General features: G+C 64.9%; 11 protein-coding genes. 3 read left to right on the top strand and 8 right to left on the bottom strand.

The window, feature by feature from the left end; translation table 11 throughout:
* Positions 1 to 12 precede the first annotated feature (12 nt).
* Together JQ587_RS35285 and JQ587_RS35280 are read right to left on the bottom strand one after the other, a co-directional pair.
* Complete coding sequence (locus JQ587_RS35285) at positions 13 to 1,104, bottom strand: TRAP transporter substrate-binding protein (RefSeq protein WP_212428431.1); 1,092 nt, start codon at positions 1,102 to 1,104, stop codon at positions 13 to 15.
* 165 nt (positions 1,105 to 1,269) lie between these two features.
* Positions 1,270 to 1,827, bottom strand: coding sequence for a MarR family winged helix-turn-helix transcriptional regulator (locus JQ587_RS35280; RefSeq protein WP_212428430.1), 558 nt, complete (start codon positions 1,825 to 1,827; stop codon positions 1,270 to 1,272).
* A 465-nt stretch (positions 1,828 to 2,292) separates the two neighbouring features.
* Here JQ587_RS35280 and JQ587_RS35275 point away from each other — a divergent pair, with 465 nt between their 5' ends.
* Positions 2,293 to 4,143, top strand: coding sequence for a tannase/feruloyl esterase family alpha/beta hydrolase (locus tag JQ587_RS35275; protein WP_212428429.1), 1,851 nt, complete (start codon positions 2,293 to 2,295; stop codon positions 4,141 to 4,143).
* 135 nt (positions 4,144 to 4,278) lie between these two features.
* Here the strand turns inward: JQ587_RS35275 and JQ587_RS35270 are convergent, their stop codons facing one another.
* The 3 genes from JQ587_RS35270 to JQ587_RS35260 form a co-directional block, all read right to left on the bottom strand.
* Positions 4,279 to 4,776: an SMI1/KNR4 family protein gene (locus tag JQ587_RS35270; protein ID WP_212428428.1), complete on the bottom strand. Its 498-nt coding sequence runs from the start codon at positions 4,774 to 4,776 to the stop codon at positions 4,279 to 4,281.
* A gap of 91 nt (positions 4,777 to 4,867) precedes the next feature.
* The gene (locus JQ587_RS35265) at positions 4,868 to 5,125 is read right to left on the bottom strand and encodes a hypothetical protein (protein ID WP_212299563.1); all 258 of its coding nucleotides are present in this window, start codon (positions 5,123 to 5,125) and stop codon (positions 4,868 to 4,870) included.
* A gap of 66 nt (positions 5,126 to 5,191) precedes the next feature.
* Positions 5,192 to 6,145, bottom strand: coding sequence for a DUF2778 domain-containing protein (locus JQ587_RS35260; protein ID WP_249148806.1), 954 nt, complete (start codon positions 6,143 to 6,145; stop codon positions 5,192 to 5,194).
* 189 nt (positions 6,146 to 6,334) lie between these two features.
* On the opposite strand from JQ587_RS35260, the gene JQ587_RS35255 reads away from it, so the two are divergent.
* Both JQ587_RS35255 and JQ587_RS35250 read left to right on the top strand, forming a co-directional pair.
* Complete coding sequence (locus JQ587_RS35255) at positions 6,335 to 6,775, top strand: DUF1810 domain-containing protein (protein ID WP_212428427.1); 441 nt, start codon at positions 6,335 to 6,337, stop codon at positions 6,773 to 6,775.
* A gap of 108 nt (positions 6,776 to 6,883) precedes the next feature.
* On the top strand, positions 6,884 to 8,965 hold the full coding sequence (locus tag JQ587_RS35250; RefSeq protein ID WP_212428426.1) for a methyl-accepting chemotaxis protein: 2,082 nt from the start codon (positions 6,884 to 6,886) through the stop codon (positions 8,963 to 8,965).
* 15 nt (positions 8,966 to 8,980) lie between these two features.
* Here JQ587_RS35250 and JQ587_RS35245 read toward each other — a convergent pair whose 3' ends face one another.
* The 3 genes from JQ587_RS35245 to JQ587_RS35235 all read right to left on the bottom strand — a co-directional run bounded on the left by JQ587_RS35245 (position 8,981) and on the right by JQ587_RS35235 (position 13,997).
* The gene (locus tag JQ587_RS35245) at positions 8,981 to 12,193 is read right to left on the bottom strand and encodes an autotransporter outer membrane beta-barrel domain-containing protein (RefSeq protein ID WP_212428425.1); all 3,213 of its coding nucleotides are present in this window, start codon (positions 12,191 to 12,193) and stop codon (positions 8,981 to 8,983) included.
* Positions 12,194 to 12,407: 214 nt separating this feature from the next.
* Complete coding sequence (locus tag JQ587_RS35240; protein WP_212428424.1) at positions 12,408 to 12,998, bottom strand: NADPH-dependent FMN reductase; 591 nt, start codon at positions 12,996 to 12,998, stop codon at positions 12,408 to 12,410.
* 51 nt (positions 12,999 to 13,049) lie between these two features.
* Entirely contained in the window at positions 13,050 to 13,997 is a 948-nt protein-coding gene (locus JQ587_RS35235) for an AraC family transcriptional regulator (RefSeq protein ID WP_212428423.1), read from the bottom strand.
* Between the last annotated feature and the right edge of the window lie 62 nt (positions 13,998 to 14,059).

Genomic DNA, 14,059 nt, shown 5'->3' with positions numbered 1-14,059 from the left:
CCCTCCTCATCATCATGTCCTGTTGCGCATCTTGCTCAGCAGATAGCTGTCGTAAAAATTCTCCGCGATCTGCGTGTAGAACAGCAGCTCCTTCACATACGCGTCGTGGCTTTCCTTGGTTCGCTTGAACAGCTCGCTCTTGGCCGCGAGCTCGCTCAGATGCTCCTGGGTCGCGTTGTAGCAGGCTTCCATCACTGGCTGCGGGAATGCCTTCAGCTCGGCGCCGTTGGCGATCAACCGCTTCAGCGCCGCCGGATTCACGCTGTCGTACTTCTCGAGCATCCAGGCGCCGGCTGCAGAGGCCGCCTGGTTGACGATCGCCTGATACTGCTTCGGCAGGCTTGCCCACTTCTCGTCATTGACGATAATGTGCAGCATGGCACCGCCCTCCCACCAGCCGGGGAAGTAGTAGTATTTTGCGACCCTCTGGAAGCCGAGCTTCTCGTCGTCGTAGGGACCGACGAATTCGGCGGCATCGATCGAGCCCTTCTCCAGCGCCGCATAGACGTCGCCGCCGGCAAGCTGCTGCGGCACGATGCCGAGCCGCGCCAGCACATGGCCGCCCATGCCGGCGATGCGGAATTTGAGGCCCTTGAGATCGTCGACGGTCTTGATCTCCTTGCGAAACCAACCGCCCATCTGGGTACCGGAATTGCCGCAGAGGATCGCGTGCGCCTTGAACGGCTTGAGCGCCTCGTTAGCGAGGTCGGCACCACCACCAAAGTACCACCAGGATTCTTGATGACGATGGTTCATGCCGAACGGCGCGCCGGTGGCATAGGCGAGCGCCGGCTCCTTGCCGATGTAGAAATAGAGCGGCGTCTGCGCCATCTCGACCGAGGCGACGCTGACGGCATCGAGCGCCTGCAGGCCCGGGACCAGCTCGCCGGCGGCAAAGGTCTGGATCTGGAATTTGTTGTCGGTGGCCTCTGCAACATATTTCGCAAAGGTCTGCGCCGTGCCGTAAATGGTGTCGAGCGACTTCGGGAAGCTCGAGGTCAGGCGCCATTTGATCTCGGGCGCGCTCTGCGCGATCGCAGGGGCCGCAACCAGCGTCGTCGCGCCGGCGACCGCGCCGCCCTTGAGGAATGTACGGCGTTTCATGATGGGGTCTCTCCCTTGAGGTCAGCTTGAAACGAGCGGCCAGATCAACTGATCCAAGCCACGATCTTCGCGGACCGTTTGCCTGTTCCGGCCACGCAGTTCAAGCCATGATAAAGGAGGGGCGGCTGGCCAAACCAAGTCGTAGCGGCATGGCCTCCGGATCGCTCAGGCGTCTCCGACAAAGATCGAGAGCGCCCGCTGCAATTCCTTGTACGCGCGCGACCCGATCTTGGCCGCAAGTGCCTCGTCGCTTGCGGCGGCCGCCGGCTTTAGCCGATCCAGGAGCGCCGTACCGGTCTCGGTCAGATAGAGCACGTAATAGCGGCGATTGATCGCTGACGCCGTGCGCCGCACCAGGCCGCGACCTTCCAGATGATCCACCAGCCTGCCAAGCCCGGCCCGTTCGATCGACAGAAGTTGTGCGACGGCGAGCTGATTGACGCCAGGATTGGCATCGATGACGCAAAGCACGGAAAATTGCGCCGGACTGATCTCGAAGGCCGCCAGTTGCCGGCTGAACTCCCTGAAGATCCAGAGCTGCGCCCGGCGGAGGGAGTAGCCCAACAGCTGCGAGAGATCGCCAAGGGCAAGCGGCTTTGCCCGGCTCGGCTTCGTGCCGGACACGGCATGCGGCGCCGGTCGCGACAGCTTTGGCACGCCGGCCGCTCGCCGCGGTTGTTTGGCGGCGACCCGTTTTCCCGCCCGTGCCTTGCCTGACTGCATCGATGCGCATCTTTCGCAAAGCCGGCAGAGGTGCATCCGGCTGGGGCTCGAGGATTCGGACAGCGAGTCTAACGCAGCGAGGCCGGATCGAGAAGCCGGGCGCATACGCGGCCTTGCCGCCTACAGCTTCCACGACAGGTTGCACGGCAATATCGCGCGATGCGTCATGTTGACACGGCAACATCGCTCGCCTAAGGATCGTGAAGGCCTGCCGTATCATGAGCGGGTTCAAGGGGAGCGAACGTTCGTGCCGTCATCAGGGGTGGGCGCCGATCCGCATGCCACAGCGCATCGCGGCGGAATGGTTTTGCGCGCAACCGCAATTGCGTCGTGGGTCATCGCCCACGTGCGCGTGTCTCCCAGCAGCGTTTTCGAAAAGTTTTCTGACCACTCGACGTCACGCCAACCGGCGGCGCGTCGGGCGCTTTCGTTCAATCATCCAAGATGAAACTGGGAGGGCATGACATGAAACGACTTTTCCTCGCCTCGACGATCATAGCCACATGGGCGTCGCTCGGCCCGCAGGCCACCGCGCACGGGCTGCCGCCGAGCGGGGTGGCCCCGCGCTCGTCCTGCACTGCCCTCACCGGCCTCACGCTGCCGAACACGCAGATCCTGAGCGCGACGCAGAAGTCGGGCTACTGCAACGTGATCGGCATCATCAACAAGCGCGTCTCCACGCAGGATCCCGATCACTTCACCTACGGCATCGGCTTTGCGCTCAACCTGCCCAACACCTGGCATGGCCGCTTCGAGATGATGGGCGGTGGCGGCACCGACGGCAGCCTCAATGCCGACCCGCAAGGCGCGGCCGGCGTCGAGCTCGGCCAAGGCTGGGTGGTCGCAGCCGATGACGGCGGCCACGAGGATAACGCGGCCAATGTGGTCGGCGGCTATCAGGACGACGACGTCAATGCCGGCGGCTCCGCGCATTTCGCGATCGATGCCCAGGCACGCCGGGATTACGGCTACAATGGCATCGAGAAGACTGCGACGACCGCCAAGCAGATCATCTCCTATTTCTACGGCCTCGACACCGTCTATTCCTACATCATGGGCTGTTCGAACGGCGGCCGTGACGCGATGGTCGCGTCACAGCGATCGCCCTGGCTGTTCGACGGCGTGATCTCGCAAAATCCCGGCTTCAACCTGCCGCAGGCGGGCCTGGCGGAAGCCTGGAACGAGCAGGTGCTCGGTACGCTTTCAACCAGCAAGGACATCAACGGGCAGCCCTTCATTCCCGACACGTTCCCGCAGCAGGATCTTCAGGTGGCATCGGCTGCGATCCTGAGCGCCTGCGATGCACTGGATGGCCTCGTCGACGGCATCATCGACAATTATCATGCCTGCACGGCGAAGAAAGTGTACCCGGCACTCGCGAGCTACACCTGCGGCACCGGCTCGCATGGCAGCACGCCGCACGGTGGCACTTGCCTCACCAGCGGCCAAGTGGATGCGCTCAAGAAGATCTATACGGGGCCGGTGAATTCAAACGGCGAGCGGCTCTATTCGAACTGGTTCTGGGATGCCGGCATCTGGACGCCACCCACTGCGCCCGGCGCGGGCTGGCAGTTGTGGAACGTCGTCACCGCCCCCGTGCCTGGCGTCAACACCGCGATCAATCTGACGCTCGGCGCCGGCGCGATCCCGATGATCTTCCAGACGCCGCCCGTCGTCACTCCCGTCAACGGACCGAACGGCCAGGAAGCCTTCGTGTTCAAATTCAACTTCGACACCGATGCGCCGAAGATCTTCACGAAGACGGCGGCCTATCCGGAAAGCTCGATGGACTTCATGGCAGCGGTCGCAACCGATCTGCGTCCGTTCAGGTCGCGCGGCGGCAAGCTGATCATCTCGTCCTCGGTCAATGACGGCATCTTTTCGGGCGCCGCGATCGCGCGCTGGTATCGCAAGATGAACCAGCGCATGGGCAATCATGCAACCGATTTCGCGCGGCTGTTCATGGTGCCCAACATGGCGCATTGCGGCGGCGGCGCAGCCACCGCCAGCTTCGCGACGAACCAGCTCAAGGCGATCACCGACTGGGTCGAAGCCGGTATCGCACCGGAACGCATCGTCGCGGCCAATACCAACACCGCCTCGCCCTACCCGACCGGCGGCTTGTTCGATCCGCGCATCGCCCAGAACTTCCCGACGGGAGGCACGCGGCCGCTCTGCGTCTATCCCCAGATCGCGACATACAAGGGCAGCGGCCTGACCAGCGACGCCGCAAACTTTGCGTGCGTTGATCCCGGGTTCGGCCACGGCGGCGATCACGACTTCCACGACGATGACGATGGACGCGGCGGACACTAAGCCCGCTCATTGCTCCCGTGCCCCGGACGCAGCGCATCCGGGGCACGGATTTGACCAGACAAACGCTCTATCCTCGTGGGCAACAGCGCGATACTTCAATACACCTCGTACGCGGACGCCTCGCTCCGCGCGAGCTTACGCGGCCTCCTCGTACAGGCCCGCGATAAAGTCGCTGAATGTCGGCGTAAGCGGCAGGACGTAGCCCCAATTGTCGGACATCGCCTCTACAAGCGTCCACTGCCTGTCGTATTCGGCGATCTCGTGATCGATGAACCAGATCCGGCCGAAATGCGCCTTGTCGATCGTCATGCAGATCGGATTGCCGCCGTGATCGCTCATGATCCACAGGAGCTCATCAACGGTCGGCCATTGCGGCGTCGCTCGTGTCCGTGCCAGTGAGCATTCGTCACCCCGCAATCCCAGCACCTCCTGGATCGCACCGGCCCAATGACCTTGCGGCCAGTTGAACTCGGCCGAGCCCTGGAAATAGCCGCCGGCGCAGCCCAGCAGGAACCGGCGATAGTCGTCCGGTAGGCGACAGCCGATGGATCCTTCGAACGAAGCCAACGCGGCTTCGCTCGGCGGTTCTGCGCTCGTGCTGTCGATGCCCGCGATGAAATTGGCGATGTCCATGCATTCCTCTCCTCGGCGCGTGCGCCGCGCCATGGCTTCGTCGCGGCGAGGTGGGAGCCGGTTCGAGGCGGGAGAAGAACGTTTGCTTTGCTTAGAGCAGCTTCGCGCTCACGAACAACGCGCGCACCGCGTTGGTCGCCTGGACCGCGAGCATGGCATTGTCGGCGGCGCCTTCCAGCGCGTGGACGGCGTCGTCATGCAGCGAGCGGAATTCCATCCACTCGACCGATTTGAAGTTGGTGAGGAATTGATAGGCCTGGCCGACGGTCGCGATCGCCAGCGTGTCACCGTTCAGCTTGATCTTGAACGTCGTACGCAGCGGGGTCTCGGAGTTTGCTGGATCACTCATGGGCTGCTTCTGGACGACAACGGCTTAACGAAGGGAAAACGGCAACCCAGCCGCACCTAGCAACTATCAAGAGTCGGTGCTGGCGCGCTGCGAGGCGGTTGCCGCCCCGCTCAGGCTCGGCACGACAACGAGGCGATTGAACTCGCCATTGTCGTAGGCCTTGAGGAAGCGATCATAGTCCTTGATCGACACGCAGCCGTTGGAATCGCCGCGCGGCCCGAGCATGTAGGTGTGGGTGAGCAGGCCGACACGTCCAAGCGCGCTGGTGCCGTCCGTCGGCGTCATGCGCAGCGCCCGCACGCCGTGGAACAGCTTTTCGCGCGGCTTGAGGTCGTAGGTTGCGGGCGGTGTCGCACCGACCATGCGCTGGTCGACATGGTCGGGGTCATCCATCAGCGCGCCCATGCCCGAATGAGCCTCGATGGTGACGCCGCTCGGCAGATAGAGCGCCTTGGCCTTGATGTCATAGACCGCCGTCCGCGAATCGTAGCCGAGCGCGGCCAGATCCGGTGCCTTGCCGAACAGGCCACTGTCGGGCGTCAGCGAGGCGAGCTTGATCTTGTCGGTGAACTTTTCGAAGAAGTTGCGGTTGTCGACCCTGGGATTGGTGTCGGCAAAGGCCTGGCTCGAGGCGATCTGCGCCGAGAAGTACGCCTGCACCGGCCGCGAGCGCGGCATCGGAACAGCGTCGGCGTGCTGCGAGGGCTTCGCGGGCTCTTCGGCCGCCGGCTGGTCGTTGTCGGTCAGGGTCGAACGCCAGTCGTCGCCCTGGAGCTTTTGGGCGAGCATCGCCTTGGCATCGCGAAGCTTGAGCTGGACCGCATTCAGGGCAGAACGCTCCAGCGTCCGCAAGCCGAGATCGCGCGCCGGCGGGTTACCGGACAGCGATGCGAAACGGTCTTCGAACGACGGGGAATTGGCCGGTGGCAGTGCGGCGGTGACCAGCGGGGTCGAGTTGCCGATATCCGCGACCCACGCGGCGGCGCCCAGCGCCAGCGCGACGGCTGCCATAGACAGCAGTATTGTCTCGGCTCGCCCAACACGGCGGCGCGACAACAGCCTCTCGGCGCTTGCGCGGTCGGAAACCATCAGATCCCCAAATCGACCCCCGGGGGACCCAACCCCCACCCGGAGACTCTATACCAGCTAGCACATTGGGAGCCAAAAGTTAGGCATAATCGCGGCCGGCAAGTCCGCCGGAGGTATCCAATGACCGATCCTTTCTATCTAAAGCGCTTCCTCAGGGCCCAGGACCCGGTTTTTGACGCCGTCCTGGGGGAGCTGGCCAAGGGCCGGAAGCAGACTCACTGGATGTGGTTCGTCTTCCCACAGGTCACTGGCCTCGGCTTCAGCGCGATGTCCCAGCGTTACGCGATCGGCTCGCACGCGGAGGCCAAGTCCTATCTTGCCCACCCCGTCCTCGGCCCGCGCCTGATCGAATGCACCCGCCTCGTGCTTGCCGTCGAGGGCCGGACCATCAACGCGATCCTCGGCGCACCTGACGATTCCAAGTTCCGCTCGTCGATGACGCTGTTCGGCGCGGTCTCCGACGAGCCTGTTTTCAACGAGGCGCTGGCCAAGTATTTCGCCGGCAAACGCGATGCTGCAACGCTGCAGATCCTGGCTGCTCTCGACCGGAAGACCGAGTGAACGAAAGGCGCCTGCGACAACCATCGCTACCAGCGTAAACCGGCGATTAATACGCGCCGCCTATTTTTGGAGAATATCTTTCTCCCTGCGTCGATTGCCGGACAGACCATGAAAATCGGTACGCTGCTGACCACCGCCATCGTCTCGCTCTCGACCGTCGGCGGCGGTCTCGCCGTCTACGTCGCCGTGACGAAGTACCAGACGATCGAGCGCGTCACCGAGGCGCAGGGCCGGCTCGCGATCGTCCGCGCCGTCAGCGACATCCCACGTTATCTCAACCCTGAGCGAGGCTTTGCCACCAACATCCTCTATGGCCCTGCGACCGTCGACCCGGCCCAGCTTTCCGAGCACGACAAGCTGCGCAAGCAGACCGACGGCGCCCGCGACAGGATGAACGCGCTACGCAAGGACTTGCCCGGCCCGTTCGACGACGGCACCACCATCGGCAGCAACATCGACGGCCTCAATTCGAAATTCACCGCGCTGCGCGAAGCCGTGGACAAGGCGATCGCGGGACCTGCGGAGGCGCGCAAGGACGCGGCGAGGAAGATCGTCGCCGACAATGCCGTGCTCAACGCCGCCGTCACCGCGCTGCTCAACGAGCAGGTCCGCCGCATGGCGATCCTCAACGGCGACGCCTATCGCCAGGCGAGCTATGCCAATATCGCGATGACATTGCGTGACATCGGCGGCCTCAATGCCAGCCTGCACAAGAATCTGCTCGGTTCGAAGAAGGTGGCGAACGACGCCGAGAAGGCCGACATCGCCCGCACCCAGGGCCGTAACGACCAGATCGTGATGTCGCTCCAGGAGCTGCGCGGCAACCCGACCACGCCCGCCAACGTCGCATCCGCTCTGGAGACGATGAACACCGTCTATGTCGAAGGCTTCGGCCGCGAGCAGAAGCTCGTCAAGGACGGCGCGGTCACCGGCAAGTACGAGCACGACGTCGATACTTATTACGCCGCATCGCAAGTCGGTCTCGGCGCGATCATCGGTGTCCGCGACGCCTTCTACGACAATGCGGAGCAGATCCTCGCCGGTGCTTCCACCGCCGCGCGGACCAGCTTCACGATCGCACTCGCCGGCCTCCTCGCCGTCCTGATCGCCAGCGTCGGCCTCATCGTGATGGTCCGCCGCCGCGTCTGCGCCCCGATCGTCGGTCTGACGACCCGGATGTCGCGGCTCGCCGACGGCAACGTTGCCGAGGACATCCCCGGCGCCGAACGCTCCGACGAGATCGGGGCGATGGCCGCAGCCGTCCAGGTCTTCAAGGACAACATGATCCGGGCCGACCGGCTCGCGGCCGAGAAGCAGGTCGAGAACGACGGCAAGATGCGGCGCGCCCAGGCGCTCGACGAGCTGACCCGCGCCTTTGAAGCCAAGATCAGCCAGCTTGTCGGCGGCCTATCGCAGGCGTCCTCCACCATGGAGAGCACTGCGCAGTCGATGACCTCGACGGCGGCGCAGACCAACAGCCAGGCCGCGGTCGTGGCCGCCGCCTCCGAGCAGACCTCGACCAACGTTCAGACGGTCGCCAGCGCCACGGAAGAGCTGACCTCCTCGATCGCCGAGATCGGCCGCCAGGTCGCGCAGAGCACCGAGATCGCCGCCCGTGCCGTCGACAACGCCCGCCGCACCGGCGATACCGCGCGCGCTCTCGCCGACGGCGCCCAGAAGATCGGCGATGTCGTCACCCTGATCCAGAGCATCGCCGAGCAGACCAACCTCCTCGCGCTGAACGCGACCATCGAAGCCGCCCGCGCCGGCGACGCCGGCCGCGGCTTTGCCGTGGTTGCGTCCGAGGTGAAATCGCTGGCCGGCCAGACCGCCAAGGCCACCACCGAAATCTCCGAGCAGATCACGGCGATCCAGACCGCGAGCGACGAGACCGTGACCGCGATCCGCAACGTCGCCGACGTGATCGCCGAGATCGACCAGATCGGCACCGCGATTGCGGCCGCCATCGAGCAACAGGGCTCGGCGACCAAGGAGATCGCCCGCAGCGTCCAGGAGGCCGCCCGCGGCACCCAGGAGGTCAACACCAACATCTCAGGCGTGCAGCGCGCTGCCGACGATACCGGTGCGGCTGCCCAGGAGGTGCTCGGCGCCGCCGAGCAGCTCTCGACGCAGTCGCGCGACATCGCCGGTCAGTTCGACCGCTTCCTCGGTGAAGTCAGGGCGGCGTAGACGGAAGATGGGGATTCACCACGCGTAACGCACGACGCCCTTGCCGGCAAAGGAACGCGTGGCGTTGGAGAATTCCCCCTCGAATATCCCTGCTGCCGACCAGCCGCTCCGCCAGACCTTTTCGATGGCGCCGGTCAAAAGCGCGGAGTCGGACGCCACGGACGCGCCGTTCACCACGAAGCTCGCGCCGGGCAACGTCTGGAAGGTCGCGCCGGCAGCACGGCCGGGATTGAAGTCGTGCGCCCATGCCACGCGACTGCGTAGCTTCACGATGCCGTCGGTCTGAACGAACGCCTTGTCGGCGAGCAAGCCGAGCTCGGTGCGGGTGTCTGTGACACTCTTCGAATTGTAGGCCAGAGCGAACTGGTTGCTGCCAGCGACCGCCTGCTCGGCATAAGCCGGCAGATCGAAGGTGGTGAACTGCGTGGCAGCGTAAGGCGTCCAACCAAAGCCCTGCGCGACGACACGGTAGCCGCCTTCGAGGCGGCCGGAATAGGCGTTGGCATTGAACTCGGCGCGCAGGCGGTCCGCGCCGGCGACCGTCACGGTGCGATCGGTGACGATGTCCTGCCAGCCATAGGCGAGTGCGCCGGTGACGTAGGCTGGTCCGATGGCGTGCCGGAAGTAAGCACCGGCCTGAAACAGGTCAGAACGGCCGCCGCCGAGATTGCCGGCGATCGTGAAGCTGGTGCCGCCGCCGGCAAGCGCGAAGCCGACCATTGTGTCGCGCGACATGCGGTAATCCGCGCCGACCGCGGTGGCGTACAGATTACTGGTCGTGTTGTTCGAGCCGATGATGGTGTTGCCATCGGTCTTCTGCGAGCCGCCGAAACCTGCCGTCCAGACACTCCAGCGCTGCTCGAAGGACGGCGCGACCGGCGCCTTGGCGTACATGGTGGCGTAAGCATCGCGTTCGCGCTCGCTGCGATCCGCCCCTGTGGCGGCAAAGGCAAGGTTCTCCCCGGCGTAGGCACTCGGTCCGCCGTCGAAACCGCCTCGACCAACGATAAACGGATCGGTCATTACGCCCAGGAACTGCCCCATCGCGTCGAATGTCGCTTGCTGGGGCGCGCTGCCGATCTCGCCGGAGAGCTGCGTCAGCCCGGCCGGGGTCAGCCCGCCGAACACCAGCGGAATCGCTGCATTAGTGTCGAAATAGTTGGTGATTGCGTTAGCGACGTTCTGCTGGTTGACGGACAGTCCAATGCCGGAAGGCGCGACGAAAGCCAGCGACAGATCGAGATAGGCGTGGGTCGCATCATAGCTCAGCACCGTCTTGAAGTTCGAAGGCAGGTTGGTGCTCACCGTCGTGGGATCGAAGCTGCCGGTGATGCTGCCGGCAGTGAGAATGGTGTACCTCTTCTCGACATAGCTGCCGCTCGCGAATGTCGCGCCGACAGTTGCACCGCCAAGCGTCGCGCTGCCTGTCACGTTGGCAAAGCTCGACGTCGTCGGATTGATCGACACGAGATACTGCGCGCCCGCTTGCAATGCGAGGCTCGACAGCGTCATCGACGCGCCCGGCGTGCCATCACCCGCCGCAAGCGCACCGCCTGCGTTGATCTGCGTGGCGCCGACGACGCCGGTCCCCGTCAGGACCCCACCGCCATTCACCACGACAGCCGACGAGGCGAGCGAACCCTGCACCGCGAGGGTGCCGCCATTTACGGCCGTTGCACCGCTATAGGTATTGTTGCCGGCGAGCGTGAAGGTCCCTGTCCCGTCCTTGGTCAGCGACGTCACGGTGCCGTCGATGGTGCCCGTGATGGCGCCATTGCCGGCCCCGCCAATCGTCAGGTCGAAGGCGCCGGTGATGCCACCGCTCAGGGTGAGCGTGCCGGCATCCGAATTCATGCGCGTATTCGCCGCCAGCGTGATTGCGCCCGCATAGGCGTTCGCGCCGGACACGTTGCGTAGCGCACCGCCGCCGGACACACCCGTTCCGTTCAGCGTCAGCGCGTTGGTGATCGTGATGCCGCCCTGGACCTCGAGCGCAGCGCCGCTGGCGACCGCGACTGCGCCACTGCCGAGCGCCGCGCCGTTCTGTACATTGACTGCTCCAGCGCTGATCATCGTGCCGCCGGTGTAGCCGTTCGCGGCGGTGAGCGTGACCGTGCCGCTCGTCGTCTTGCTGACCGCGCCGGCGCCGGAGAGCGAGGCGTTCACCGTCCCGCTCTGGAGCGCAAAGCTTGCCGACGAACTGAGCGTGCCGTTCTGAACCGTGCCGCCCTGGAGCAGGAGGCCGCCATTCTGCGTCACCACGAAACCGCCGAGGTCGAGCACGCCGCCGGTCATGGTGAGCGAATTCGAGCTGTTGCCAAGCGCGCCGGCATTCCCAAGCGTGAGCTGGCCACCGGAAATCGTCGTGCCGCCAGTGTAGCCGTTCGCAGCGTTGAGCATGACCGTACCGCTCGTCGTCTTGCTGACGGCGCTGGCGCCGGCGAGTGAGGCGTCCACCGTCCCGCTCTGGAGCGCAAAGTTTGCCGACGAATTGAGCGAACCGTCCTGAACCGTGCCGCCCTGGAGCAGCAGGCCGCCATTCTGCGTCACCACGAAACCGCCGAGATCGAGCACGCCGCCAGTCATGGTGAGCGAATTCGAGCTGTTGCCAAGCGCGCCGGCATTCCCAAGCGTGAGCTGGCCGCCGGAAATCGTCGTCCCGCCGGTATAGCTATTCACCCCGCTGAGCGTGACCGCGCCGCTTGCATTGAGCGCGCCGGCTCCCGCAAGTATGGCGCTGACGGAACCGCCTGTCAGATTGAACGCAGTCCCCGCCGTGATGGTGACCCCGGTCGCCGTGCCGCCCGCAATCGTGAACGTATCGACGTTGAGATTGCCGCCGCCGGCCAACGTGCCGGCCGACATGGTGAAGAGCCCGCTCTGGCCGCCGCTCGTCACGACGTTGAGCGTGCCGCCGGCCTGAATGGTCAGGGTGTTTGCGCCTGTCATGCCGCCGGCGCCAACGCTGAAATTGTTGCCGCCGAACACGGTGGGCTGGTTACCACCGCCCGCACCGGTCAAGAGCGCGCGGTCAGCCGTGGTCGGCGCCGCTGGGTTCGTATCCCAGTTTGCTCCCGCGCCCCAGGACGCTCCGCCGGTGCCTGTCCACGTGGAGTCGGCGGCAACGGCCGGCCCGAACGTCGCGACAGCGACCAGCGCGGTGCCCCCAAGCAGAAGGGCAATGCGGCGCTTGCTTGATCTGTCGTTGACAACCTTTGAGCCGGCCATGTCGGGTCCCGCATGTCATGTGGACCCGCTTCGCGCCAAAATCGCCAGCCGAGCCTGCGCTGGCGGACCAAAATCCGCATTGGAATGCGTAGCGAGCGGCATTCGCTTGCACATCAACCGTTCGGTTGAACCGTCACTTCCATGCCGCGGCTGTGCTTTGACGAACACACTCGCGTGCGACCGCCGGGCGTTAAGCCGGCGTGACCCGATTATCTCAATAAGGCGGCGCCTTGCGCGCACGCTGCGCCTTGGCCGCCTCGATCCACCAGCTGAGATCATCGGCGAAGCGCGGGAACGCGCGTTCCAGGGCCTTGCCGCCCTCGCCGACCGGCTCGCTTTCGGCCGATAGCGTCTGCGCAATCGGACCGACGCCGATGGTGCTCGAGATCACCACCATGCCCATTTCCGACAGCGTGCCGTGCCAGGCGGTCGAGGCGCGCGCGCCGGACAGACGGCCGGCCGAATAGCTCACGATCGCGGCCGGCCGCCAGAACCATTCCTCCAGGAAGTGGTCGGTGAGGTTCTTCAGGCCGGGCTGGATGCCCCAATTATACTCGCCAGTGACGAAGACAAAGCCGTCGGCGCCGCGGATCTGACCTGCCAGATTCTCCAGCGCCGCCGGCGCGGTCCCGCCGGGATATTCCTTGTACATGCGGTCGAGCATCGGCAGGCCGATCGCCTTGGCGTCGATGAACTCGACGTCCTCGCCGCGACTGCGCAGACGATCGATGACGAAATTTGCAAGGCGGATGCCCATGCGGTCGGAACGGTAGGAACCGTAGAGGACGAGGATGCGGTTGCTCATGGACCACAGACTAGCACGAAACCGGAGGTCGACCCCAATCGCTTTGCCGTGCTATCGCCTGCGTCCGCGCTCCAGGGTTTCCGACGGCGTCTCGCCGAACTGGTCGCGATAGCTTCGGGAGAAATCGCTGAGATGCCAGAAGCCGAAGGCCAGCGCGACGGCCTTCACGCTGTCGGCGCCGGCGAGCAGCCGCCGGCGCACCAGCCAAAGCCGGCGCAGCCGCAAATAGCGGTGCAGGCTCATGCCGCGGTAGCGGCGCACGACATCGTGCAGGGTGCGGACGGACAGCCCCAGCTTACGCGCAATCTCCTCGCTGTAGATCGGCTGGGCGAGATCGTCGGCCAGAAGCGCGCGGATGTCCCGGAACAGCTTGAACTGGCGTTCATCGTTCGGCCGCAGCGTCCAGCGCGCGGGCACGACATTGGCGAACGCGGCATCGACCGCACCGAGCAAGGACTCCTTCATCGCCGCCGCCTTCAGCGGCACCTCGGCGGGATCGATCGGCTCAGACGCCGCCGCCAGCACTTCACTGACCACGTTCCGCAGGCTGTGCAGCGCCAACGGACTGGTCTCGAATATCTTGAAGCTGGCGCTCGTCTCGGGCCAGCCACGATCCTTCACCTCCGGCCGGAACATGACCGATGCGATCTGCCGCTGTACCTCCTCGATGGTGTTGTAGGCCGCCCCGCTGGAGCCGATGACGATGACCGCGCGATCCCGCTGCGCGCCGTTGAAGCGGATGGGCACGTCGAGGTCGTCCATCGCAAAGCCGATGGCCGTGCAATCCGCGACCAGCTGCGCATCCACCACGCGCGGAAACGTCCGCGTCATGTTCACGTCGCAGCCAGGCAATTGCAGAATGATCTGCTCGGTCGCAATCGTTCGTACTAGCGGCGTGAAATCGAAATTGAGGCCGCGGATCGCGTTCCGAAACTCGTCGACGTCTGCAAAACGAAATATCTTTGGCGCCAACGCCGGCGCATTATCAATGTTGGTCATGACAAAATGAAAAGGCGTCGCCAAGCGACGCGCATCCGGCACGACACCGGTCCGATTTTCCC

The sequence above is a fragment of the Bradyrhizobium manausense genome, assembly GCF_018130615.1.
Classification (GTDB): domain Bacteria; phylum Pseudomonadota; class Alphaproteobacteria; order Rhizobiales; family Xanthobacteraceae; genus Bradyrhizobium; species Bradyrhizobium manausense_A.
The sequence above is the reverse complement of the archived record's forward strand: the minus strand, read 5'-3'. Positions and strand labels throughout refer to the sequence as shown.